The organism is Yimella sp. cx-51, from assembly GCF_017654605.1.
Taxonomy (GTDB): Bacteria; Actinomycetota; Actinomycetes; order Actinomycetales; family Dermatophilaceae; genus Yimella.
In genome coordinates this window covers 3,127,303-3,151,003 of sequence record NZ_CP072113.1, presented here as the reverse complement: position 1 = coordinate 3,151,003, position 23,701 = coordinate 3,127,303, and the positions used below count along the sequence as shown (strand labels likewise).

The 23,701-nt window shown below is 64.8% G+C and carries 29 protein-coding genes; 23 read left to right on the top strand and 6 right to left on the bottom strand.

Features of this window, described 5'->3' with window-relative positions:
* Positions 1-138: 138 nt before the first annotated feature.
* The 5 genes from J5M86_RS15055 (at position 139) to J5M86_RS15035 (ending at position 5,018) form a co-directional block, all read left to right on the top strand.
* Positions 139-1,143, top strand: a complete 1,005-nt coding sequence (locus tag J5M86_RS15055; protein WP_188061353.1) for a Gfo/Idh/MocA family oxidoreductase — start codon at positions 139-141, stop codon at positions 1,141-1,143.
* A complete protein-coding gene (locus J5M86_RS15050; protein WP_188061352.1) occupies positions 1,140-2,021 on the top strand; it encodes a TIM barrel protein in 882 nt (293 codons plus the stop codon). Before J5M86_RS15055 ends, J5M86_RS15050 begins: the two co-directional genes overlap by 4 nt.
* A gap of 121 nt (positions 2,022-2,142) precedes the next feature.
* On the top strand, positions 2,143-3,147 hold the full coding sequence (locus J5M86_RS15045; RefSeq protein WP_244328387.1) for a substrate-binding domain-containing protein: 1,005 nt from the start codon (positions 2,143-2,145) through the stop codon (positions 3,145-3,147).
* Between the two features lie 3 nt (positions 3,148-3,150).
* On the top strand, positions 3,151-4,188 hold the full coding sequence (locus tag J5M86_RS15040) for an ABC transporter permease (RefSeq protein ID WP_188061351.1): 1,038 nt from the start codon (positions 3,151-3,153) through the stop codon (positions 4,186-4,188).
* A complete protein-coding gene (locus J5M86_RS15035) occupies positions 4,185-5,018 on the top strand; it encodes an ATP-binding cassette domain-containing protein (protein WP_188061350.1) in 834 nt (277 codons plus the stop codon). Before J5M86_RS15040 ends, J5M86_RS15035 begins: the two co-directional genes overlap by 4 nt.
* Before the next feature lie 109 nt (positions 5,019-5,127).
* Here the strand turns inward: J5M86_RS15035 and J5M86_RS15030 are convergent, their stop codons facing one another.
* Positions 5,128-5,871, bottom strand: a complete 744-nt coding sequence (locus tag J5M86_RS15030; protein WP_188061349.1) for a class I SAM-dependent methyltransferase — start codon at positions 5,869-5,871, stop codon at positions 5,128-5,130.
* A 471-nt stretch (positions 5,872-6,342) separates the two neighbouring features.
* Here J5M86_RS15030 and J5M86_RS15025 point away from each other — a divergent pair, with 471 nt between their 5' ends.
* Positions 6,343-6,597 carry a hypothetical protein gene (locus J5M86_RS15025; RefSeq protein ID WP_188061348.1) on the top strand — a complete coding sequence of 85 codons (255 nt, stop codon included), beginning with the start codon at positions 6,343-6,345 and terminating at the stop codon, positions 6,595-6,597.
* 1 nt (position 6,598) lies between these two features.
* Here the strand turns inward: J5M86_RS15025 and J5M86_RS15020 are convergent, their stop codons facing one another.
* Complete coding sequence (locus J5M86_RS15020; protein ID WP_188061347.1) at positions 6,599-7,012, bottom strand: DUF1801 domain-containing protein; 414 nt, start codon at positions 7,010-7,012, stop codon at positions 6,599-6,601.
* 40 nt (positions 7,013-7,052) lie between these two features.
* Entirely contained in the window at positions 7,053-7,751 is a 699-nt protein-coding gene (locus tag J5M86_RS15015; RefSeq protein ID WP_188061346.1) for a peptidase E, read from the bottom strand.
* An 80-nt stretch (positions 7,752-7,831) separates the two neighbouring features.
* Between J5M86_RS15015 and J5M86_RS15010 the strand changes: the two genes are divergently transcribed.
* Positions 7,832-8,149: a phosphoribosyl-ATP pyrophosphohydrolase gene (locus tag J5M86_RS15010; protein WP_188061345.1), complete on the top strand. Its 318-nt coding sequence runs from the start codon at positions 7,832-7,834 to the stop codon at positions 8,147-8,149.
* Positions 8,150-8,353: 204 nt separating this feature from the next.
* The gene (locus J5M86_RS15005; protein WP_188061344.1) at positions 8,354-9,223 is read left to right on the top strand and encodes an LLM class flavin-dependent oxidoreductase; all 870 of its coding nucleotides are present in this window, start codon (positions 8,354-8,356) and stop codon (positions 9,221-9,223) included.
* Between the two features lie 46 nt (positions 9,224-9,269).
* Here the strand turns inward: J5M86_RS15005 and J5M86_RS15000 are convergent, their stop codons facing one another.
* On the bottom strand, positions 9,270-9,482 hold the full coding sequence (locus tag J5M86_RS15000) for a hypothetical protein (protein WP_188061343.1): 213 nt from the start codon (positions 9,480-9,482) through the stop codon (positions 9,270-9,272).
* A 106-nt stretch (positions 9,483-9,588) separates the two neighbouring features.
* Between J5M86_RS15000 and J5M86_RS14995 the strand changes: the two genes are divergently transcribed.
* Positions 9,589-10,356, top strand: coding sequence for a rhodanese-like domain-containing protein (locus J5M86_RS14995; protein WP_244328386.1), 768 nt, complete (start codon positions 9,589-9,591; stop codon positions 10,354-10,356).
* 275 nt (positions 10,357-10,631) lie between these two features.
* Here the strand turns inward: J5M86_RS14995 and J5M86_RS14990 are convergent, their stop codons facing one another.
* Entirely contained in the window at positions 10,632-11,519 is an 888-nt protein-coding gene (locus J5M86_RS14990) for a LysR family transcriptional regulator (RefSeq protein WP_188061341.1), read from the bottom strand.
* Between the two features lie 71 nt (positions 11,520-11,590).
* Here J5M86_RS14990 and J5M86_RS14985 point away from each other — a divergent pair, with 71 nt between their 5' ends.
* The 3 genes from J5M86_RS14985 (at position 11,591) to J5M86_RS14975 (ending at position 13,504) form a co-directional block, all read left to right on the top strand.
* Positions 11,591-11,779, top strand: a complete 189-nt coding sequence (locus J5M86_RS14985) for a hypothetical protein (RefSeq protein WP_188061340.1) — start codon at positions 11,591-11,593, stop codon at positions 11,777-11,779.
* A gap of 264 nt (positions 11,780-12,043) precedes the next feature.
* The gene (locus J5M86_RS14980; RefSeq protein ID WP_244328385.1) at positions 12,044-13,228 is read left to right on the top strand and encodes a benzoate/H(+) symporter BenE family transporter; all 1,185 of its coding nucleotides are present in this window, start codon (positions 12,044-12,046) and stop codon (positions 13,226-13,228) included.
* 84 nt (positions 13,229-13,312) lie between these two features.
* Positions 13,313-13,504, top strand: a complete 192-nt coding sequence (locus J5M86_RS14975) for a hypothetical protein (protein WP_188061339.1) — start codon at positions 13,313-13,315, stop codon at positions 13,502-13,504.
* Positions 13,505-13,672: 168 nt separating this feature from the next.
* Here J5M86_RS14975 and J5M86_RS14970 read toward each other — a convergent pair whose 3' ends face one another.
* Entirely contained in the window at positions 13,673-13,894 is a 222-nt protein-coding gene (locus tag J5M86_RS14970) for a hypothetical protein (RefSeq protein ID WP_188061338.1), read from the bottom strand.
* 100 nt (positions 13,895-13,994) lie between these two features.
* Here J5M86_RS14970 and J5M86_RS14965 point away from each other — a divergent pair, with 100 nt between their 5' ends.
* The 11 genes from J5M86_RS14965 (at position 13,995) to J5M86_RS14915 (ending at position 23,694) form a co-directional block, all read left to right on the top strand.
* On the top strand, positions 13,995-14,915 hold the full coding sequence (locus tag J5M86_RS14965) for an ABC transporter ATP-binding protein (RefSeq protein WP_208965060.1): 921 nt from the start codon (positions 13,995-13,997) through the stop codon (positions 14,913-14,915).
* The gene (locus J5M86_RS14960) at positions 14,912-15,718 is read left to right on the top strand and encodes an ABC transporter permease (protein ID WP_208965059.1); all 807 of its coding nucleotides are present in this window, start codon (positions 14,912-14,914) and stop codon (positions 15,716-15,718) included. Before J5M86_RS14965 ends, J5M86_RS14960 begins: the two co-directional genes overlap by 4 nt.
* Positions 15,715-17,211 carry a YcaO-like family protein gene (locus tag J5M86_RS14955; RefSeq protein ID WP_188061337.1) on the top strand — a complete coding sequence of 499 codons (1,497 nt, stop codon included), beginning with the start codon at positions 15,715-15,717 and terminating at the stop codon, positions 17,209-17,211. Before J5M86_RS14960 ends, J5M86_RS14955 begins: the two co-directional genes overlap by 4 nt.
* Positions 17,212-17,229: 18 nt before the next feature.
* Positions 17,230-17,598 (top strand): hypothetical protein, encoded by a 369-nt coding sequence (locus tag J5M86_RS14950; protein ID WP_188061336.1) that lies wholly within the window; start codon positions 17,230-17,232, stop codon positions 17,596-17,598.
* Positions 17,595-18,509, top strand: coding sequence for a TOMM precursor leader peptide-binding protein (locus J5M86_RS14945; protein ID WP_188061335.1), 915 nt, complete (start codon positions 17,595-17,597; stop codon positions 18,507-18,509). Before J5M86_RS14950 ends, J5M86_RS14945 begins: the two co-directional genes overlap by 4 nt.
* A 55-nt stretch (positions 18,510-18,564) precedes the next feature.
* A complete protein-coding gene (locus tag J5M86_RS14940) occupies positions 18,565-19,323 on the top strand; it encodes a hypothetical protein (RefSeq protein WP_188061334.1) in 759 nt (252 codons plus the stop codon).
* Positions 19,307-20,245: a SagB/ThcOx family dehydrogenase gene (locus tag J5M86_RS14935; RefSeq protein ID WP_188061333.1), complete on the top strand. Its 939-nt coding sequence runs from the start codon at positions 19,307-19,309 to the stop codon at positions 20,243-20,245. The genes J5M86_RS14940 and J5M86_RS14935 overlap by 17 nt, the downstream gene beginning before the upstream one ends.
* On the top strand, positions 20,245-20,988 hold the full coding sequence (locus tag J5M86_RS14930; RefSeq protein WP_188061332.1) for a CPBP family intramembrane glutamic endopeptidase: 744 nt from the start codon (positions 20,245-20,247) through the stop codon (positions 20,986-20,988). The genes J5M86_RS14935 and J5M86_RS14930 overlap by 1 nt, the downstream gene beginning before the upstream one ends.
* Positions 20,916-22,055, top strand: a complete 1,140-nt coding sequence (locus J5M86_RS14925) for a hypothetical protein (RefSeq protein ID WP_188061331.1) — start codon at positions 20,916-20,918, stop codon at positions 22,053-22,055. Before J5M86_RS14930 ends, J5M86_RS14925 begins: the two co-directional genes overlap by 73 nt.
* A gap of 46 nt (positions 22,056-22,101) precedes the next feature.
* A complete protein-coding gene (locus J5M86_RS14920) occupies positions 22,102-23,259 on the top strand; it encodes a transposase (protein ID WP_188061330.1) in 1,158 nt (385 codons plus the stop codon).
* Between the two features lie 144 nt (positions 23,260-23,403).
* Positions 23,404-23,694, top strand: a complete 291-nt coding sequence (locus J5M86_RS14915; RefSeq protein WP_188061329.1) for a hypothetical protein — start codon at positions 23,404-23,406, stop codon at positions 23,692-23,694.
* Positions 23,695-23,701 lie beyond the last annotated feature (7 nt).

Here is a 23,701-nt window from a genome sequence, read left to right as displayed (position 1 = left end):
ATTAACCGCGAAACTACTGGCTGTACTCAGTAGGTTCACCGATAGGAAGTAGGTTCACGGGTCCGGCAAATGTTCTGACAAACGGACACCCGCACCGATAGCCTGCAAACACACCCCGGACGACCCGAAGGACACCCCATGCGCATCGGCCTGACGGGAGTGGGACGCATCGGCGCGTTCCACGCCGCCACGCTCCACTCCCTGCCCGCCGTCGATGAGCTGGTGCTCTACGACTTCAACGGTGAACAGGCGGCCTCGGTCGCAGCCGAACTCGGCGCGCAGGTGGTCGACAGTGAGGACGCGCTGCTGGCCGCAGGACTGGACGGTCTGGTGATCGCCACCCCGACCCCCGGGCACGCCCCGATGTTGCGCAAGGCCATCGCAGCGCGCGTGCCGACCTTCTGCGAGAAGCCGGTGGCGGCGACGCTGCAGGAGTCGATCGAGCTGACCCGCTTGGCGGAGGAGTCCGACACCCCGGTGCACGTCGGTTTCCAGCGGCGCTTCGACGCCGGCTACCAGCGGGTGCGCCAGGCGGTGTCGGACGGCAGCCTCGGTTTCATCCACACCATCCGCAGCCACACGCTCGACCAGAACCCGCCGCACGCGTCCTACATCCCGACGTCCGGTGGCATCTTCCGCGACTGCAACATCCACGACTTCGACATCGTGCGTTTCGTCTCCGGACGCGAGGTGGCGACGGTGTATGCCACCGGTGGCAACCAGGGTGCGGAGTTCTTCGTCGAGGCCGGCGACTACGACACCGGCGGCGCGATGATGACGCTCGATTCGGGCACCGTCGTCCAGATCTCCTCGACGCGTTACAACGGCCAGGGCCACGACGTGCGCACGGAGGTGTTCGGCAGCAACGGGAGCATGTGCGTCGGGCTCGACGACACCCTTGCGATGGTCTCGGCCGAGGAGGGCGTCGACTTCCCGAAGGGGCCGGTGCACACCAACTTCATGGAGCGCTTCCTGCCCGCGTACAAGTCGGAGCTGACAGCCTTCTTCGAGGTCGCGGCCGGTCGGTTGGAGAGCCCGTGCACCGTGCGCGACGCGATGGAGGCCTTCCGCATCGCCGAGGCCTGCGAGCTGTCACGAGCGGCGGGTCGCCCGATCGCGATGAGCGAAGTGGCCACGGCATGACCGCCCTCGCTTCGCGGATCGCCGGCGCCCCGATCTCGTGGGGCGTGTGTGAGGTGCCGGGTTGGGGTTACCAGCTTGGCCCCGAAACGGTGCTGGCCCAGATGGCCGAGATCGGTTTGACCGCAACGGAATTCGGCCCGGACGGCTTCCTGCCGGACGAGCCAGAGGCGAAGGTCGACAAGCTCACGTCCTTCGACCTGCGTGCGGTCGGGCAGTTCGTGCCGGTGGTCCTGCACGACCCGACCCTCGACCCGCTGCCCGATGTCGTCACCGCGATGGACGCCCTCGTGCTGGCGCAGGCGAGCACCGTCGTCATCGCGGCGTCCACCGGTCTGGAGGGCTACGACGTGCGCCCCACGCTCACCGAGAACGGCTGGGCCACGCTGCTGCGCAACCTCGACCGCATCACCGCGGCGGCCGACGAGATGGGCCTGCTCGCCACGCTGCACCCGCATGTCGGCACGATGATCGAGAGCGGCGACGAGGCACTGCGGGTGATCGACGGTTCACGCATCGCGTTCTGCCTCGACACCGGCCACCTGCTCATCGGTGGCGGCGACCCCGTCGCGATCGCGAAGGACCACCCCGATCGCATCGGCCATGTGCACCTCAAGGACGTCCGGCTCGACGTCGCGCGCAAGGTGCAGGCGGGCGAACTCACCTACGCCGACGCCGTGCGCGCGGGGATGTATGTGCCGCTGGGTGAGGGGGACGTGCCGATCGACCAGATCGTGCGCAGCCTGGAGGCCAACAACTACAACGGTTGGTACGTGTTGGAGCAGGACACCATGATCGACATCGATCCTGGTGCCGGAGCTGATTCGCCGCTGGCCGACGTGAGTCGATCGGTGGCCTACTTGATGTCGGTGCGCACTTGATGCGCAACGGTCACGCAACGTTTCGTGTCGATTCGCAGCAGATGCAGGTGGTGCTGCGATAGTCACGGGCAGTCTGATTTGATCATCGCCGTCCCAGGGACGTGACGGAAAGGAAACCGCTATGACCGGTCATGCCGGAATGAAGTTGATGGCCGTCGGTGCCATCACCGCGTTGGCGATCACCGGGTGCAGCAGCTCCGGTGGCAAGAAGGCCACCGAGACCACGTCCTCCGGTGCGAGCGGCCAGGGCAGCGGCGGGGTCGACACTCCGTCGATGACGGTCGCGCTGGTCACCCACTCCGGGCCGGGCGACACCTTCTGGGACATCGTGCGCAAGGGCGCCGAGACCGCGGCGAAGACGTACAACATCAAGCTGGAGTACTCCGCCGACCCCGACGGCACCAAGCAGGCCAACCTCGTGCAGGCCGCTGTCGACAAGAAGGTCGCCGGCGTCGCCACGACGCTGGGCAAGCCGGACGCCATGAAGGGCGCCGTCAGCAATGCCACCAAGGGCGGCATCCCGGTGGTCGGCGTCAACTCCGGTAGCGACAAGGCCAAGGAGTTCGGCCTGATCGGCTTCTTCGGTCAGCCGGAGAAGACCGCCGGTGAAGCCGTCGGCGACAAGATCAAGACCGCCGGTGCCACCACCCCGCTGTGCATCATCCACGAGCAGGGCAATGTCGGCCTCGAAGAGCGCTGCGCCGGGGTGAAGGCGAAGGTGCCCTCGACCCAGACGCTCTACGTCGACGGCAAGAGCCTGCCGAACGTCGTCACCAGCGTCCAGGCGAAGCTCGCACAGAGCAAGAACATCGACTGGATCATCGGCCTCAACGCCGACGTCTCGCTCAACGCGCTCAAGGGACGCGACCAGGCCGGCTCCAAGGCCAAGGTCGGCACCTTCGACACCAACGCCGACCTGGTGAAGTCGATCAAGGACGGCAAGATCGAGTTCGCGATCGACCAGCAGCCGTGGCTGCAGGGTTACCTCGCGGTGCAGGCGATCTGGCTCTACAAGTACAACGGCAGCACGGTCGGTGGCGGTCAGCCGACGCTCACCGGGCCGGCGTTCATCGACAAGTCGAATGTCAACGCGGTGGAGCAGTACGCCGCCAAGGGCATTCGCTGATTCATGAGTTCCACTCCCACGACGGCGGGTGACGACCGGGTCAAGGCCCGGTCGCCACTCGCCGGTCTGCTCAGTACGCCGGAGGTCGGCGCGCTCATTGGTGCGTTCGCCGTCCTGGTCCTCTTCCTGGCGGTTGCGCCGGCCTTCCGTTCGGTGGGCGCGATCGGCACGATCGGCTATCTCGCTTCGACGATCGGCATGATGGCGGTGCCGGTGGCGCTGCTGATGATCGGCGGCGAGTTCGACCTGTCCGCCGGTGTGGCCATGACGACGTCCGCGCTGGTGGCGTCGATGTTCGCGTGGCAGTTCAGCACCAATCTGTGGATCGGCGTGATTGTGTCGCTGATCGTCGCGCTGCTCGTGGGATTCCTCAACGGGTGGTTGTTGGTGCGCACCAAACTGCCCAGCTTCCTGGTGACACTGGGCACCTTCTTCATCCTGCAGGGCTTTAACCTGGCGATGACGAAGAAGATCACTGGCGGTGTCACCTCGCCGCGCATCGCCGACATGGACGGTTTCGACGTCGCGCAGAAGCTCTTCGCGGCGTCCTGGAAGCTCGGCGGCATCACCATCTGGGTGACGATCATCTTCTGGGTGCTGCTCACCGCGCTCGGTGCCGTCGTGCTGGCCAAGACCCAACTCGGCAACTGGATCCTCGCGTCCGGCGGCGATCAGAACGCCGCGCGTGCCGTGGGTGTGCCGGTGACGAAGGTCAAGATCGGGCTGTTCATGTTCGTCGGGTTCTGCGCCTGGCTGCTGGGCATGCACACGCTGTTCCGCTTCGGCAGCGTCCAGTCGAACATCGGTGTGGGCGATGAGTTCATCTTCATCATCGCCGCGGTGGTCGGCGGCTGTCTGCTCACCGGTGGCTACGGCTCGGTGATCGGTGCCTCGCTCGGCGCGCTGATCTACGGCATGACCAACCTCGGCATCACCTACGCCGGGTGGGACCCCGACTGGCTGAAGACCTTCCTCGGCATCATGCTGGTGCTCGCCACCTTGGTGAACACCTACATCCGGCGACAGGCGGAGAAGCGATGAGTGATCTGGGCGCTCCGCTGGAGGAGAAGGTGCTGGACGTCGCTCCCGACGAGCCGGTGGTGGAACTCAAGAACGTCGGCAAGGCGTACGGCAATGTGCACGCGCTCGGCGGCGTCGACCTCACCGTCGTGCCGGGCGAGGTCACCTGCGTGCTGGGCGACAACGGTGCCGGCAAGTCGACGCTCATCAAGATCATGGCCGGACTGCACGACTACACCTCCGGCGAAATGCTGGTGAACGGCGTCCCGACGCATTTCAAGTCGCCCCGCGAATCCTTGGACGCCGGTATCGCCACGGTTTACCAGGATCTCGCGCTCGCGCCGCTGATGTCGGTGTGGCGCAACTTCTTCCTCGGCAAGGAGATGCGCGGAGCCTTCGGTCTGATGAACATCGCCGAGATGAAGCGCATCACCGGCGCTGAACTCACCAAGATGGGCATCGTCATCCCAGACCTCGACCGTCCGGTCGGTGCACTCTCCGGTGGCCAGAAGCAGTGCGTCGCGATCGCCCGCGCCATCTACTTCGGCGCGAAGGTGATCATTCTCGATGAGCCGACGGCCGCGCTCGGTGTGAAGCAGTCAGGCGTGGTGCTGAAGTACATCGTCAAGGCTCGGGACGCCGGGCTCGGCGTCGTCTTCATCACCCACAACCCGCACCACGCCTACCTCGTGGGCAACCGGTTCGTCGTGCTCAAGCTCGGTGGGGTAGCCCTCGACAAGCCGCGCTCGGAGCTGACCCTGGACGAGCTGACCGCCCAGATGGCCGGCGGTGAGGAGCTCGAGGCGTTGAGTCACGAGATCCGGCAGTTGGATTCGTCTCCCACCGACTGAGATTCGTCGTTCGGGCGCTCACACTGGTTGAGCCGCCGTAAGGGTCGGTGCACCCCGGAAGTTTGCGCAACAGCACCTACAAAGAGGGGCGCGCCACGAGTTGGTGAAGCTACCGAGAGAGAGGCTTACGCCACACCGAAACGTGGCTCGTGCTGGCCGACGTGAATGGACTGCGGTCCCAGTCGGCCCAGCGCGATTCGAATTCGAGGCCGGCGAGTTGGGCCATCAGGTCACACTCGGGCGCCCACGCATACCGGAAGTTTCCCTTGCCATAACGAACTGAACCATCTCCGCTTGGGCGGTAGTGATGCGACGAGCATTCCTGGGTGGCGAGGTCGTAGGTGTCGAAGACGAGGTATCCGTCGTCGAAATGCATCGGTGCGAGCGGCATGCCCGGGGCCATGCGCTGCAGTTGCGGCACCCACAGCTCGATCACGAAGCGTCCGCCCGGACGCAGGTGTCGCGCGGCGTTGCGGAAGCACTCCACCTGCTCCTGTTGGGTGCGCAAGTTGGAGATGGTGTTGAAGATCAGGAAGACGAGTGAGTAGCTGCCGGTGTCGGGCGCGGTTGACGTCGCCATGTCACCCACAACGACGGGGATGCGTTTGTTCTTCTCGTGCAGCTTGGACGTCATGTGCGGTGAGAGCTCAATACCCGCCACATCGACATTGCGGTCCGCGAGGGGAACGGTGACCCGCCCTGTGCCAGAGGCGAATTCGAGTACCGGGCCGCCGTCAGCCAGATCGGTCAGGACGTCAAGCATCGGAGCCAGCGCCTCCGGGGTGGAAGTGGAGGCGTTGTCGGCGTCGTAGCGTTCGGCGTCGGTGGCGTCGTACATCTCGCTGCTGGTCATGGCTTCACGATCGCGAACACCACCGTCCGCGTCCAGCGACTTTCGTGACTCAAGGAATGTCGGGACGGCTTTGCTGACGGCCCACGCCGGCAACATCGGCTTCGACCGTGCGCCTGCGATAGACGGCTACGGCGCCAAGCCCGAATCCTGGCACTTCAACTATGTCGGCTTGCGGTTCGCCCGGTCGCTGGCCCACAACTATCCACAGATGACAACTTTGGTTGACATCGGGTCGACTTGAATGCACCATGGTTTGAGGCGTGATCAAGACCAGTGCATTGCGACATGGATTGTCCGAAGCGGTCATCCAGCACGCACTGAAGAACGCTGTTCGGGTATGGCCGATGGACGGCTACGTCGTGCTCATCGGTCCGACGCCGAGTGGCGCTGATAGAGGTCGGCGCCAATCAGGAGGGTGATGTCTTCCACGCAATGTCTGCTCGCCTGAGATTCACGAGATAGGAGGTTCGAATGACACGTATTGCCGCACGACGTTCGGATGCAGAACTCTTGAACGAGATCGACCGCGGCGCCGACATGCCTGTCGGCGCTCCGATCGACGGCGCAGCTCTGCGTCAGCTCGGCCGCGCGGTGGAAGCGCGCGACGCTGCCGACGCCGCGATCCGGGACGCTGTCGCCCGAGCTCGGACCGAAGGCCACTCCTGGGCGACGATCGGCGCCGTGCTCGGGGTGAGCCGCCAAGCTGCGTTGAAGCGCTTCGGCTGATCTACTCGCCGTCCCGTGCGCGACTGCCGACGGTGCCGGCAGTGAGCGTCGCGTAGGAGTGAGTGACGATCTGCTCGAGCACTGCTAGATCGACGTCGTCGAGGTTTTTCAGGTAGAGGCAACCGACTCCAGCGCGATGCGGACCGAGGCGGGCAAGCGCGTCCTCGTGCCGGTTGATGCCGTCGTTCAGATACACGCTCATCGCGGCGTTGCGGGGAGCGCAAGCCGCTGCGGCAGAGGCGCCTTCGCGTCCGCTGTCGTACTTGTAGTGGTAGCTGCCGAAGCCGACGATGGTGCCCCAGAGGCGCGGTTGCTCACCGGTGATGCGGGCCATCATGTCGAGCAGGCTGCGGGCGTCGCGTTGCCGGACGGCGGGCGTCACGGCGCTGATGAACTCGTCGACTTCGGTGGTCATGCACCGATCTTGGCTTGCGGCGAGCGCGCGCACCAGCCAGTCAGAGCAGCCGGACGTTCAACGGCGTCTCGACTGCTACGTCACCGTCGTGCTCCACCCGGAACGCGGGGTGCCCAGGCCGCTCGGAGATCGCCTCGACGAACTCGCCGTCACGGAACACCAGCGCAGTGAAGTCGTCCACCGCCCAGCCGTCCTTGAGCGCGCCGGAGGCCACCCAGCCGAGGTACTTCTCCTGGCGTCCGGGCTCACCGAAGTAGTGCGGGCAGGCGCTGCCGGACAGGAAGCCGAGCCCGTCGTCGAGGGGTGCGAGTGGGCCGAAGGAGTCGGTGGACGACTGATCGAACCAACAGTTCATGCCTGCGCTGATGCCGGCCAGCACCGTGCCGGTCGCGGCGGCGGTGCGCAGGATGTCGGGCAGGCCGTGCAGCCGCCACACGGCCAGCAGGTTGGCGGTGGAGCCGCCGCCGACGTAGATGAGGTCTTGCTCGAGCAGCATCGAGGGGTCCTGGTAGGCCCACGACGGTGAGTTGAACAGCGACAGCACCGAGGCCTGGGCGCGTCCGGCGAAGGCTTTCTCGAAGCGCTCGCCGTAACTCATTGCGTCGCCGCTGGCGGTCGGCACGAAGCAGACTTTCGGCTGCTCGGCGCCGGTGAGCGCGAGCAGATAGTCGTCGATCGCCGAATCACGATCGCAGTCAGAGAATCCGCCGCCGCCCAGAGTCACGATCGTCCCGTCCATGGTGTCGAGCCTCGCGGCTGAGTCATTGCGGAGCAACTGTTTTCGGACGCGTTGTCAGACCTCGCGGTTACGGTGCCGGGATGGAACTACGCGAGTACGCCGACCGCATCGAGCGCATTTCTGCCGGCTACGGGCGGGTGTACGACGTGGAGCGGACGCCCGACTGGGTGCTGCTGAAGCTGACAGAGGAGGTCGGCGAACTCACCCAGGCGTGGCTGACGAAGTCTGGGCAAGGGCGTGATCGCGGACAAAGCGCTGACGAAATGCAGCAGGCGCTCGCGGCTGAATGGGCGGACGCCGTGGGCATGTTGCTGGTCTTCGCGCGCCGCACCGGCATCGACGTTGACCAGGCTCTGCGCGACAAGTGGTTGAAGTGGGAGGCGGTCTACGACGACTGATTCAACGCGTCCTACTCCGCCTCGCCAGACGCTGCCGGTGGGGTGCACCGACTCTTCCGTCAAGTAGGTGACGTCGACCCGGTCGTATCCGGCAAAGTGCAAGGGGAAGCAGGTGGGTGTCGCCCGATGAGGTGAAGGCGGCGTCGCGCGCCGAACAAGTCCAGAAGGAGCATGTTGCGCTGCGCCGACTGGCACACTCACGCCATGCGTATCGGAATCGCGATTCTGCCCGAAACTCGCTGGGCCGACGCCGCACCCATGTGGCGTGAAGCCGAGGCGATGGGGTTCGCGCACGCCTGGACCTACGACCACCTCAAGTGGGGCGCACTCCCCGACGGTCCGTGGTTCTCGGCGACCACCACGCTCACCGCCGCGGCCACGGTGACCGAGCGGATCAAGCTCGGTCTGTTCGTGGCGTCGCCCAACTTCCGGCACCCGGCCGCGTTCCAGCGCGAGATCACGGCGATGGACGACATCAGCGCCGGACGCCTGCTGCTCGGCCTCGGCACCGGCGGCACCACCGACGCCGAGATCCTCGGTGGTCCGGAGCTGTCGGTGAAGCAGCGGGTCGACCGCTTCCAGGAGTTCGCGTCGGTACTCGACCGGCTGCTCACCGAAGACCGCGTCACCCACCACGGCGACTACTACACGATCAACGATCTCGCCACGGCTCCGCTACCGGCTCAGCGTCCACCATTCCTGTTGGCGGGCAACGGCCCTCGCTCGATCCGGTTCGCCGTCAAGCATGGCGACGGCTGGGTGACCACCGGCCTCAAGGGTGACGACCAGGAGGGCTGGTGGGCGTCCCTGGCCGATCTGAACTACACGGTCGACGAGGCTCTTGAACGGGCCGGCCGCGACCGCGCGACCCTGCCGCGCTACCTGCAGATGGACGCCGGACACCAGTTCTCCCTGGAGAGCGTCGGCGCCTTCGAGGACATGGTCGGCCGGGCCGGCGAGCTCGGGTTCACCGACGTCATCACCCACTGGCCGCGCCCCGACACCGTGTACGTCGGTTCACGCTCAACGCTGGAGGAGGTCGCGTCCCGCTTCCTCAGCGTGGAAAGGACGTGACCCGCGTGGCTCTCATCTCGTTGCACCGCAGGTGATTCCGAGGACATCACGGAACGGTGGTCGGTGTCTTGCCCGGCGGGTAGGTGTCGAATCCGCTCGGCGCCGGCGAACCGTCGGGCACGCACGTCTTGCCGCCAGTGGCCGTACCGGTGCCGGTGACCGGATACTCACCGCTGTGGCACGGCTTCTCGTCGAAGCAACCGGTGAGCATCGATCCGCACAGTGCGGCAACGGCCAGTCCACTCAACGCGCGTTTCATCAGGCGACCTCCCGAGTTCGATGACTGAGTGTGCACCTTAGCGATACACGAGGCGGGCAGCCGCGCCGGTTCGACAGGCGCATGCACCCCGGGCACCATGGACGCCGTGAGTTCCGGCGTCCACATTGCTTTCTACCGCTTCGTCCGCATCGACGACGTCGCGGCGTTCTGCGACCGGTTGCGTGAGTTGACCGACGGCCTGCTCGGCACCGTTCTGGTCGCCGAAGAGGGCGTGAACGGAATGCTCGCCGCGCCGCAGGGCCAGATCGACGCTTTCATCAGCGCCGCGGCCGAGGACGAAACGCTCGGACGCGCCTTCGACGGCATCACCTACAAACGCACCGCGTACGACCGAATCCCGTTCTCCCGCATGATGGTCAAGGCCAAGAAGGAGATCGTGCCGCTCGGGATCGATGGTCTCGACATGCCTGCGCGGGTCGACGACGTGGCCGCCACCGACGTCCCGCCGAGTGAGTGGCGAGACCTCATCCAGCGCGACGACGTCGTGGTGCTCGACAACCGCAACTCCTTCGAGTTCGAGGTGGGCCGGTTCCGCGGCGCCGTCGATCCGCGCGTCGTCAACTTCCGCGACTTCCGCGAGTACGTCGAGCAGCACGCACCGCAGTGGCGGGACGAGGGTAAGCAGGTGGCGATGTACTGCACCGGCGGAATCCGGTGCGAGAAGGCGAGCCCCTGGATGCAGGATCTCGGCCTCAAGGTGCACCAGCTGCAGGGCGGAATCCTGAACTACTTCAAGGAGATTCCGGACGCGGACGCCGACTTCGAGGGTGAGTGTTTCGTCTTCGACAACCGCGTCACGCTCGACACCAAGTTGCAGGACGTCGGACGCGACCGCGGCGAGATCGACGGCTGACGGCAACACCCGCAGCAGCGAGCAGAAGTCGCGGACGGCGCGAGCAGTGCCCGCGGATCGATCCACTCGCGAACTGTGCTCGCGGAGTCCGCGAGTTGTGCACGGCGACGCGTCGCCCGTTTCACCGGAACTACCCGCGATCGTGCCGGCCGGATACTCGCACCGGAAGTATCCGGCATTCTGTTCGCGGTGAATGAGCGCTGGCTGGTGACCCGGGAGGGTGGCGTGGCGGGGAACGCGTTCACCGTCCACGAGATCGTCCGATCCTGAGCCGATCAGGCAGCGGCAGTCAGCAACTCCAGCACTCGCCGCGCGGCCGGCTTGAGCAGGGCCTGACGGTGCACGTGCACCACGATCCGACGATGGGGCGAAGGATCAACCACTGGCAGTGACACCACGGAGACGGGCAGGTTGCCGGTGGCCAGTTGCGGGATCACGGTGACGCCGATTCCTGCGGCGACGAACGCGATGCCGCCGTGATGATCGCCGGCGTAGGCGACGTACCGCGGAGCGATTCCAGCCGCCTTGGTCGCCTGAGCAACGATGAGTCCGCAGGTCGTCTTGCCGGGGTCGTCGTCGATCCACGGCTCGTCGGCGAGGTCACTCATCCGCACTTCGTCCTGGCCGGCGAGCGGGTGGTCCTTCGGCAGTAGCGCGACGTACGGCTCGGTGGTCAGCACGTGGCGTTCGTAGCCATCGATCCTCGTGGCGTCGTCGCCCGGCACCTCGGTGCGGATGTCGAGATCTGGTGGCATCGGCGGGGGCGCAACACCGTTCTCGTTGAGCCGGAAGGTGAATGTGACGTCCGGAAATTCGCGCAGAACGGTGGCCGCGACGGACGGCATCCACTCCTCCGCAGCCGAAGCGAACGAACACACCGAGAGCGTCTCGGTGCGGCCTTGTCGGAGGTCATCGATCGCGCCGTCGAGTCGGGCGAGTGTGCCCATGAGTTCGTCACTGCGCGAAGCGAGTTCGAGCCCGGCAGCGGTGGGAACGATGCCGCGTCCGCTGCGTTCGATGAGCGTCAGCTTGGTCTCCTTCTGGAGCGCGGAGACGTGCTGGCTCACGGCGGAGGGTGTGTACCCGAGATGGGACGCAGCGGCGTTCACCGAACCACTGGCGACGACGGCACGAAAGACGCGGAGACGGTTCACATCGACCATGTAGCGATGCTACATGGTGATTAAGAAACATTCGCTTGTGCTTACGCATTGGCAAGCGCATCGTTGCTGACATGGCGAACTACACCGCACCCCTGGCCCACGACCACATCGACCGCGACGCCCAGCGCGTTCACCAGGACTTCCACGCCACCATCGATCACGGCAGCGGCCTCGGACGCTTCGCCCGCCGTGGCTGGAAGGAGGCGGTGAAGTTCTGGCACTTGCAGGGATACCTGCACGAGCGGGAGCTCCGCTTCTGAGACCTCCACCGCCCACCCGTCCACCGTTCGCGCCTCCCGGATCATCGGGAGGCGCGACCTTGTGTCGTCCACGGGCCGGTGGGGGTCGTCCGAGAGGTGGAACATCCGTGCGCCGGTGCGGGTGATCCACCGTAGGGCTGAGGGACGCGGGGCGCGGCGGGTTGAGGGGTGGATCGTCGGCGTCCTGGTGCGGATGATCCGCCTTCCGGCCACCACCTGGGCCACCTCCGCACGCACCACATCGCGCCAAATACGCTGCCGGACGTGAGTGAACGAGTCGGTCTGATGCACCCCGTGATGGCCGGCGTGGTGGCCGGTCTGGTCGGCTTCACCAGTTCGTTCGCGATCGTCCTCACCGGTCTGCGAGCGGTCGGCGCGGACGACGCACAAGCTGCGTCCGGGTTGTTCGTGCTCTGCCTGACGATGGGCGCCGGGTGCGTGCTGTTCAGCTGGCGCACCCGCATGCCGATCACGATGGCTTGGTCGACACCAGGCGCGGCGTTGCTTGCGACCGCCGCCGTCCCGCACGGCGGATTCCCTGCAGCGGTCGGAGCGTTCATCCTCTGCGGTGTGTTGCTCGCGCTGTGCGGATTGGTGCGCCCGCTGGGCGAACTCGTCGAACGCATTCCCGCTCCACTCGCCTCGGCGATGCTCGCTGGTGTGCTCCTGCCGTTGGTGGTGGCGCCGATCAGAGCTGCCGTCGTCGATCCCTGGGCCATTGCGCCGGTGATCACCACCTGGTTGGTGCTCCTGGCGGTCGCGCGACGATGGGCCGTCCTGGGTGCGCTCGCGGCCGCACTGGTGGTGATGGCGGTGCGCGGAGTGTTCGGCGAACTCGACCTCGCTGCTGCCGCGCCCACCCTCACCTTCGTCAGCCCGACCCTGGACGCCGGCGCGCTCATAGCCATCGCGATCCCGCTCTTCATCGTCACGATGACTAGCCAAAACATCCCCGGCATCGCTGTGCTGGGCGCCTTCGGTTATCGCCCGGGCATGCGAAACCCGTTGCTCTACACCGGTTCTGCCTCGGTGGCCGGCGCCTTCGCAGGTGGCCACGCGATCAACCTTGCTGCAATCTCTGCGGCGCTCGCGGCTGGCCCGGAAGCGCACCCCGACAAGGACAAGCGCTGGATCGCCGGTGTGTCCTGCGGGGGGACCTACCTGCTGTTCGGTCCGCTCGCCGGCCTGGTGTCGGCGGTCGCAGTCGCCGCACCGAAGGGCATCGTCGAGTCGATCGCCGGACTCGCCCTCATCGCCACCTTCGCCGCATCCGCCCACTCCGCGCTCGCCGATGACCGCGCCCGCGAGGCCGGCGCGATCACGCTGGTGGTCGCGGCGTCCGGCATCACGATCGCCAGCATCGGGTCAGCTTTCTGGGGCCTGGTCGCCGGGCTCGTCCTGCACCTCGTCCTGACCAAAGCGCCGAGCCGAACGTCCAAATCGGCGTGAGTTTGTGGCCTTCGCACCGCGTACGAACCCCACAAACTCACGCCGATTCCGCGGCAAAGGGGCACACCCGTTCGGTTCGACGCGATGGCCGCCGACGCCTTCACCGCCCTCCTTGGCCAGGCGATGCCCACCGAGGTTGCCGCTGAACTGACCGCGGCGTTCGTCCCGCTCTTCGATGGCCGCAATGAGAACGTCACGGATGTCGTTGAGCGAGTGCTTGGCCGGCCCACATTCGAGGCGGCGTTTGCGCGCGACGCCCGGGCGATCCTACGTTAAAGATCGTGCCGAATGGTAATGCGCAGGTAAAGAATATTGTTACTGAACAGTTGACCTGACAAATCTCGCACAGAAGATGACAGAAGCCAGGATCGCTTGACAGATCCAATGTTCTTCTCGGAATGCCTGTGTACGGTTGAGCTACCGTCGGCTCAGCGGCCAGGCGGGCTAAAACTTTACATTCTTGTGGGTTTTTAGTTTCTCTCGCTGCAGATCACGAATAGCGACTATTCGGGATTTACCGGCGAAGCAAGAAATTGCTTCTTCAGGGTGAGAGGAGGATGCAATGACCAAAATCACGATGGCGGAAGAGAAGCACTTCTCGGCTGAATCTGCAGTAGCTCCGGGCGGCTGGTGCTGCACCTGTTGCTGCTGGTGCTGGGTGAACATCTTCAACTTCTGAGAGTTGAAGGCTTCGTTGTCGTTGGTTCGGTCGCATCACGTGATCCGGACCAACGACAACGAACGTTCTTTGGGGGGGAGAGAGCCAATGATGCAGCGCACCCACGAGCGCGGCACGCCCGTCGCCCAGCTGATCGATGCCGTGAAGAAGTACGACGGCACGCCGGTCGTCAACGGAGTGTCATTGGAGATTCCTGCTGGCCAAACCACGATGCTCGTCGGCCCGAATGGTTCGGGCAAGACCACCAGCATGGAGATGTTGATAGGTCTGCGCGAGATGAGTGATGGGCGCGCCGAAATCATGGGACAAGCGGTCCAACCCGGCGGTCCACATCGGCTGGTGACCGGCGTTCAACTGCAGCAGTCCGGATTGCCGAGTCGGCTTCGCGTCAACGAAGCACTCGCCGCAGTTGCTTCGCTCTACCGGGAGCCGGAAGACATCCGGCAACTCGCCGACTCGCTCGGGCTCAGCAAGCATTGGCGCACCTCGGTGGACAAGCTGTCCGGCGGTCTGCGCCGCCGGCTCGACATAGCGATTGCGTGCGTGGGTAGCCCGCACTTCCTGCTGCTGGACGAGCCAACATCCGGTATTGACCCCGAAGGACGAGCCGAGCTTTGGGAGTTCTTGCGGGTGCGGGCTCGATCGGGTTGCGCGATCTTGGCATCCACCCACGACCTGGAGGAAGCCGAAGCATTCGCCGACCGCTTGTACGTGATGGCCTCCGGTCGGATTGCATTGCACGGACAGCCGGAAGAAGTCCTTGCAGCCGCCGGTGGACAGTTCCGGCTACGCATCAACGACGCGAGTTCGCAGCTGACCCAAGCGATCCAGGCATCAGGACTCGTGCACGGGAAGGTCGGGATCACGACCCTCGCCGTCGGCGGCGCGGATGAGATCGACGCTCTGCGAGACCGGCTGCAGCAACTGGAGCCCGGACTGGAGGTGCGCTTCGGACGGATCCGTTTGGAAGATGTGTTCGCGGTGACCATGTGGCGCGACGCGGCATGAGCGTGGACACCAACCGCGAATCAAGCGTCAAGATGGAGCAGCCTGGACCCCGCCTTGGAGCGCTGAAGACGTGGACGATCCAAGAACTTCGGTTGCTGATTCGTGAGCCGGTTGCCGTCTTCTTCTCGCTGATCTTCCCGTTGGTGATCTTCCTGTTCATCGGGATGCCCTACGCGGACGAAATCATCGACAAGGGCAAGAACCTTCGGCTGATCGACGCCATGTTCCCCTCGCTGGTCGGGACGGTTGCCGCGAACCTGCTGCTGATGGGCTTGCCCATCTACATTGCCGAGTTGCGCAACAAAGAGGTCGACAAGCGATACCGCACCCTGCCCCTGCCGGGCTGGATCTTCGCCTCGGCCGTCGTGCTGTCGATGCTGGTCCTGGTTGTTGCAGCCGCCTCGGTGATCGTCGCTGCGGTGGGCTTCTCCAGTGGGCTGCGGTCCGAGGTCTACTCGCCCCAGTTCTTGCTGCTCGGTGTTGGCTTCGTGGCGATGCTGTGTCCGATCGGTCTTTTCCTGGGCACCTTGCCGTTTCCGCCACGAACCATTCAAGCAGTTACCGCTGGTGTCTTCTTTATTCTCTTTTTCGGATCGGGAGCTGCTGCTCCTATTGACGGGATGCCGCAGGTCGTGCAATCCGTTTTGGAATGGAATCCGCTGAAGATCTGGTTCGACGCGCTTGTCGACGTCTATGTCAGTGCCGGAATTAAGACTTCGTCAATCTTGAAAATACTGCTCACCTATGCGGTCTCTGTAGTCGCATTGCTGTGCGGCCTACGAAATTGGAAGCGAGTGTCATGACCGAGAATTCAATGAGCGCCCGCCGACCGCGGCTGAAGGTGCGCCACTACAACCGGGAAGTTCCTTGGTTGCCCGCTACGTCAAGCGGGGCTGAACAGGCGGGCATCGAGGAGATGCTGAACGTCTACTCGCCGTTCGGTGAGATCCGCACTGTCATGACGGCGCTGCGCCCAGGCTTGGCCTGCGACGGCTACCAGGGTTCTGCTACTCCGATGTCGCTGGACCACATCTTCCGGCGGATGGTCGGGCTACCGGGCCTGAATACCGGCCTGGACCGCGACATCTACGGCGGTGGGAAGGGTCTGAACATCAGCGATTCGGTGCTGTCCTCGCTGGGTGAGGCCATCGAGCGAATGCTGGGCTCGTTCTCCTGTATCACCGCGGGTACGCAGGAATCGCAGTGGTACGGCTCATCGCGTGAATTGGAACAACTCGGCCGGCCGCACGTGCGACCAGAGGACTATCCGATGTTTGCCGAGCAGCAACTTCAGACCGACGGGTTCTTGTGCGAACCCTGGGACGCCGACAGCAGGATGTACTGGATCCAGGGAGAGAACCTGTTGACCGGGCAGGACTGGTGGGTTCCGGCGCAATTGGTGCACCTGTTCTACTTCCGTGAGCAGGGCGAGGCCCGCATCGGGGTGTCGTCCTCGGGTGGACTTGCCACGCACCTGAACGACGAGCGCGCGCTGAGCCACGGGTTGCTGGAGGTGATTGAGCGGGACGCGGCCAACCTGAGCTGGTTCACCCGAGTCCTGCCGCAGAAGGTGGAGCTTGACCAGCCCTTTCGAAGCGCGGCCCTCAACCGTTGGATGGAGTCGGCGCAGCGCTCGGGTATCGACGTCTCGTTCTACGTGCACCGCACGGACGTGCCCGACGTCAGCGTCGTGACGGCCATCTCGGTCGAACACGGGATGGACGAGAACTCCTACCTGGCCGGTGGAGGCGTCGGCCTGAACGTGGAAGAAGCCATCCGCAGCGCCATCGCGGAGCTGATCCAGTCCGAGCGGATGGTCCGCACTCCCGAGATCGCACCGTCGTGGCGAGTCGTACAGGGTTTCCAACGGCTGTTCGGAATCAATCGAGACGCGACGGCCGACGACTTCACGAACTTCATCCAGGTTGTGCCGTATTACGGGTACGCCGAGAACCAGGAGCGGTTGGACTGGTATCTGCGCTCCGACGAGCAGCCCACCGTCAAACTCAGTGATCTTCCGGTGGCCGAGTTCGCCGACGACACAGCCGAATTCGAAGGCGTGCTAGAGATCTGCCGCAAGACGGGCCTGACCCCGATCGCCTTCGACTTCACCCCGAGCAACTTCTCAGCGGTGCGCCTACGCAAGGTCTTCATCCCGCAGATGGTCCCCGCCTTCCCGCCGAACCTGATGATGCTCGGCCACTACCGCTACTACGACCTGCCACAGCGTCTGGGCCTGCAGGACGACCTGCTGGAGTACGACGAACTCACTGCCGAGCCGCTGCCCTACCCGTAACGCAGAACGGAGGTCACCATGAGTGCAACAACGCAATGGGTTCGCCCGACCGTCATGCTGCTGGGCATCAAATTGGTGATGGTCGGCATCGCGATCGCGGCACCGGATTCGTGGAGCGCGGTCCCCAAGCTGAACCTTGCCGTGGGCGCTATCGCGATCGCATTCGTCGGTTCCTCACTGGCGCTGTCGGCTCGCGATGTCCTGGTCGGCCACCTGTCGAGCGCCTGTCTGGCGATCGTGACCGGCTGGAGCGCAGTGTCATCGCTGATCGTCGGTGACCACATCCCGTGGTCTGTCGCAGCGCTGGTCACCAGCCTGCTTCTTCTGCTCGCCAGTCTGCTGGCCGCCGCCGCACGGCGCGCCATCGAACGAAAGGAATTCGCATGATTGACGACGTCATTGAGGCGACCGCTCAGACCGATACCTACGTGGTCAACCCCGCACTGCGGGTGATCCGCTCCTCCGGCGACGAGATCATCGTCCGCCACGGCAGTCGCGGCCGCAGCACGCAGCGGTTCAGCGATCCCGAAGCCGGTGGTGTGCTGTCGGATCTGGTGGCACGCTTCTCCGAGCCGACGGCCTTGTCGACGATCGAGAGTGAACGCGATCAGGAACTACTGCGTGAGTTGGTCGAAAGCGGTGTCCTCATCCCGCACAGCCAAACCAGCTACAGCCGGTTGGTCGCCGGTCTTGGGCGACCGACGCAGCCGGTCACAGCGGATGTGGCCTTGGTCGGTGAAGGTGTCATCGCCCAGGAACTGGCTCGATGCCTGGCGGATGCACTGCCGGACGCAGGCATCACCATGGTGGGCGCGGTCAGTGATTTGGAGGCCGATCCCGATGTTCTGATTGCGGTGTCGGACACCCCCGACATCGGATTCTTTTTCGACGTGAACGAGTACGCCTTGACGACCGCAGTGCGCTGGCATGCGGCGTACGTTGATGGCCCGGAGTGCGTCGTCGGCCCGTTGTACCGCCCCGGCTACACCGGCTGCTTCCACGACTTCGACGTCATGGACGAGTCCGGCCGATCACTGCGGGTCGACCATGTCTACGCGAAAATGCAAAAGGCTCAGCCACATTCGGCTCCTGTCCCGTTGTTCATGGCGCAGTTGGTGAGTGGCTATCTGACGATGTCCGTGCTGCAGGATCTGTGCGGAGAGGGAAGCTTCCTCGAAGGCAGCTTCTTGCGGATCGATGCCGACCGGCTCGAAGTGATCAAGCAGCAACTGACTCGTCTGGCGCGCTGCCCGGCGTGCATGGAGAACCGTCCCGACCTACGCCACCCGTTCGTGTGAGAGGGGCGAATCGATGAAGGCACGCTCAGTGCTCCATGAGGAGCACATATATCGAATGATCGAGCAGACGCTCATCCCGCCGGTCACCGTGACTGAACTGAACCCAGACACGATTCACTCAGCCACCAGTCGGCTCGGTGACGTGGCGGGCAACGCCGGCGAGCGGTACCAGCTTGATTCGATGCTGACTCCGGCCCAGTTCAACCGGTTGCCCAGTCAGCAAGAGACCACCTGGATCCGCGAGTACTTCATGACGACCACGGTCGAGGGGTACGACCAGATGATCGACCGGGATGCTCGATGGGCACGGCGGTGGACCGACGCCGACCCGTTGGCCCCGATCATGGCGACGGCGTGGCAGGACCCGGCATCGGTTGGTGCGCTGTTCGGCGTAGATCTGCTCGTGGTGCAGGAAGGCGCCGTTTGGCGACAGGTGCCGGGCCGTCCGGGGTTGGTGTTCGACGGCAACTTGGTCGACCGCACCCGAGATCTTCTGATTCGTCATCTGCCCTGGGACGTCGAGCAAACGCCTTTGGAGCAAACGATATTCGTCGTCGGAGCCTTCGCACGACTCGGCTACCTCTATGACAATCGCAGTGCACGAGCCGCCTCGCAGGCGGCGGGCATGATCGCCGGTGGCCTGCTCCGAGCCGCGATGGCCAGTAGGCGACGGGCCGCTGTGGTCGATCAGTTTCTCGACTACCCCTTGAACGAAGCGTTGGCCTGCGATGGGGTCGACCGCGGGCTGCTCACGATGATCAGAACTGCACCACCGCAGTCGGAACCGGAGGCTTCCAATGACCACCATTCATGATGCAACGGAACTGCTGACGATCACCCCGAGGCCAGGTAGCGACCTTCCCGAAGAGGTGCTGGAGCAGCTTTCCGGATTGGGCCCAGAGGCGTCCAGAGCAGTGGAGGAGTTCGCGGCTTCGATCAAGGATCTGACCGGCGCCACGGACGATCCGAGCCTGCGGCAGATCCTGCATCGGGTGTTCGTACGGTCGGTGAACGAGTTCTTCACGGCGACCAACTCCAGCATGCAGCTGCCCCGCGAGTTGATGCCGACCATCCGACCGTCCCAGCACCAGGACGCGATCGATCTGCCTGAGCCCGAACGGGATCGGGACATCGACCTGGACGAGGTGTTGGTCTCCCGGCGATCGCATCGATCGTTTGCCAGTGAACCCATGCCGCTGCAGACGCTGGCGACGATCCTGGGTTCAGCACTGGGCAAGGTCGCGTCCGAAGACGGGTACGGAGTGCGCGACCTGCCGCTGTTCCCGTACCCGTCCATGGGTGGGCTTTCGGCGTTCGAGGTCGGCGTGATTGTGCAACGAGTCGAGGACGTACCCAACGGTTACTACGTGTATGACCAGGTCGGCCATCGGTTGGTGCCCAAGGTGCAGGGCGACCTTCGGCTGGCGCTGCAGGACGTCACGTTCGAATCCGAATGGCTGATGTACGCACCGGTTGTGCTCACCGTCGCGGGCCGAGCCGTCAAGAGTGAGTGGAAGTACCACACGCGTGGCTACCGGATCGGGCACATCGACATGGGTGCCGCCGTCCAGACGCTCTACCTGTCGGCGTGGGCCTCGAAGGTCGGTACGTGTGCCGTCGCTGGATTCTTCGACGAGGCGATCAACACCTTGCTGGGCTACGACGGGGTCAATGATTACGTCAGCCTCTTGATCGGGATGGGTGCTCCGGCGACACCAATACTCGCGCCGCGCTGATGCGCGAACTCGTCACCGCCTGCGTGTTGCTGGTCGTCACCATGGGTGCGACCGGGTTGGCGCTTGCTGTTCAACCGCAGTTGCGGCGCCAATCCGTCGTTCTCATGCCGATCCTCCTTGGCGCGGTCTGCTTGGGCCTGGCGGTCTACCTGTTCCGGGGCCATTGGCCGGAATCCGGCGGGCCGAACATTGGGGAGCACCTGGTGTGGGGGTTCGCCGGACGACCCTCGCTTTGGCTCGTCGCCGGCGCCGTAGTGGCGGCAGCCGGGGTGATGGCGGCGTTCGTCACCGAGTCGAGACTGCGCCGGTGGCAAGCGCGACATCAACGGGGCGGCGATTCTCTGGACTTCCTCGGTCTGCCCACACAGTCGTCAGCAGAGACGATGAGCGAGGTAGCGCACACGGCGCAACGGCCGTGGCTGTTTGCCGCGCTATCGGTCTGGGCGGCAACGACCGAAGAAGTGTTCTATCGCGGGGCGATCCTGATTGCATCCCTGGACACGTCCATGGTGGTCGGCGCATTCGTCTTGCAGGCCGTGACCTACGGCATCATCCACCTCGCGTTCGGTTGGCCCGCGGTGATCGGAAAGGTGGTGTTGGGGTGCGCCCTGGGAGCGGCAGCACTGCTGGCCGGGATCGTTCCAGCAGTCCTGGCGCACTGGGGTTTCCAGTGGATGGTCGGCCAACAATTCGGGGCGTTCAGGAGGCGCAAATGGTTAGTCAATGTCACGGCGCAGGCCTGATCGACGCGAGCGTCACCGTCAACGGATATCGAGAGAGCGCGACCGATCCGCCCGGCACGGCGCAGGTGGCCATCGCGCAACTGTGGTCCGACTTCGGCGTCGTCGCGGTCCGTGACACCGGTAGTGGATGGGCGCCGCTGCTTCGGCAGCAGCAGGCCTGCGCGGGGCAGACCCAGGTCGTCGGCGGCGGTTTGGTCCTGGTCGAGCAGGACCCGATCGATGATTGCGATGTCAACGTGACCGCGGATTCAATCGATGCGGTGATCGCGCTGGCACTGGCCGGCGGGCAAGGCTGGTTGAACATGCGTCCGCACACCGAGGCGTGGCTGGATCACTGTGCCGGACGTGCAGCCGACGCCGGTCTTCGGCTCGCCATCCGCGGTCCGCTGGCGGCCGAAGCGGCCGCCCGGGTAGGGGCAAGCGTGCTGGACTCGTTCAGTTGGCTTGCGCTCGCGGGTTCGGCAGGTCCCGCCCGCCCGGCAGCCTTGCTGGCTGCCTGGGCGGAAGCCGACATGACCGCGATTCGGGATCGGGTGCTGCGGTTGCGCGACGCCGATGTCGCGGTCACTTCGGAGTTGTTGGCGCTGTACCGGGCGGTGTTCGTCAAACAGGGTTTGGATGCAGGTCATCTGGATCGGCTGGAGCCGATCCTGCCGCACACCAAGCACCTCGCAGACATGCGCCGAGCCGGCGGTTTCGTGTCCGGTCGTCGGGCAATGGCGAAGCATTCAGGTGCGGTGCAACCGAAGGCGGCTCAGTTGCGAGTGGCCGAAACCGGTTGGCAACGCCTGCTGGAAGCAGTGGCTGGGGCAGTGTCGGACGGTCTCGTGTTGCTGCCCGGCAGTAGGAGCCCACAGATGACGCTTTGCCCGGGCTACGGCCTGTTGGAGGAACTGTCCGTCATCGCGCACGCAGGCGTCTCAACCGAGCGCACTCTCGAACTCGCGACCGTTCAGGCCGCCTTTACACTTGCGGTCGAGTTGCCGTCCGCCGGTGAAGCTGCTGTCAGCGCGCCGTCAGAGCCAAAGGGTTTTCTGTCCCTGAGACCTTCGTTCAGCAACATATAGCGGCCGGATGAGGGATGGACCGACACACCTGGGGAGGGAGAGGGGCATGGCCACACTTGGCCGCAGCGAGCCGCGGTGGAGCAATCGTTCCCAACCCGTGGATGCTGCATTACTGGACCGCCTGTGCGGCGAGGTCTTTGCGGACGTGCGCCGAAACGACCAGCGGCGGCGCGCGACGCAATACGTTCGTGGTCTGGTGCGCACCGAGGGGCGATGCTCGATCCAAGCGATCGCCTCGCATAGCGAGGTCGACTCACAGAGCCTGCACCATTTCGTGAACTACTCACCGTGGTGTTGGCGCCAGGCCCGCTCCAAACTGGCGTCGTTCGTGGACGGCGAATATGGCATCGACGCCATCGTCATCCGTCCGGCCGAAGTGCGCCGGGCCGGTGAGAACAGCGTCGGATCGGCCCGGGCGTACAGCCATCAACACGGTCGGGTGGTCAACCGGCAGGTCTTGTTGGGTGTCTGGGCGGTGAGCGGTCAGCGTGCCACGCCGATCGACTGGTCGTTGGTGCTGCCACCCGCCTGGCTGGAAGACCACGAGCGGTGCGGCAAGGCCGGCGTGCCCGACGATCAGCGCCAACCGGGAATCAGCGCCGCCTTCGATGCGGCAATGCAGACTTTTGATGAGCTTGGTCTGGGCTCTGTCCCGTTGGTGACCGACCTGACCAATGAGCTCATGGAGCCCGAGGTCCAGGACTTGGTGCAGCTCCTCGACGACGCGGCTATGCCCTACTTCGCGCGGGTGCCACGCACATTGCCACTGGTTCGTATCGGCAATCGGCACGCAACGGTGGGGCACATCGTCAAGAAATATCAGCAGCGGATGATTCCGATGAACTGGCCGCACTGGTGTGGTCACCGCCATCCCGCTGCAGCAGCGGCAGAGGCAGTCGTGGGCGAGAGCGCAAAGCAACGGCGATTGTTCTTCAGTCGAGACGAACGCTCCGGTGTTCGCAGTTGGCTCACCAATGTTGCCGATGCCGACCTCAGCCGATGTTTGGAAGTTTCCCAGGCCGCCGCGCTGGTGCGGCAGCGCGAGGCGTGGGCGTTCGATCAGTGTGGAATCACGGACTATTCGGGCCGGTTTTTCAGCGGTCTGCACCGTCATCTGACACTTGCCAGCGTCGCGTGCACTGGTTTGCAGCACGTCGTACCACGTGTCGAACCGTTTACCTGCGGACGTCATCCCAGCCCATAGCCGCGCTTCGCCAAGTGGCACGAACGCCGGCGGCTGCGGGCACTATTGGGCGGTGACTGACGGCCAACACATCGCCTTTTACCGATTCGTCCGCATCGACGACGTCGCGGCATTTGTGCTCGTCTACAGGACCTGACGGACGGCTTGCTCGGCACCGTGCTGGTGGCCAGCGAGGGTGTGAATAGGATGCTTGCGGCGCCTGCGGATCGCATCAACGCCTTCATTGCGTCGGCCGCGCAGGACCCGATCGTCGGGATCGCGTTCGCCGACATTTCCTACAAGCGCACCGACTACGAGCGATTCCCGTTCTCGCGCATGATGATCAATGCCAAGTCCGAAATTGTGCCGTTGGGTGTGGACGATCTGGGGGGAACCTCGGCCTCGGGTGGTTCGTCCTACGCGTGGGTGCCGTTCGGCGCCTTGCCCGACTGCTGAGGAGAAA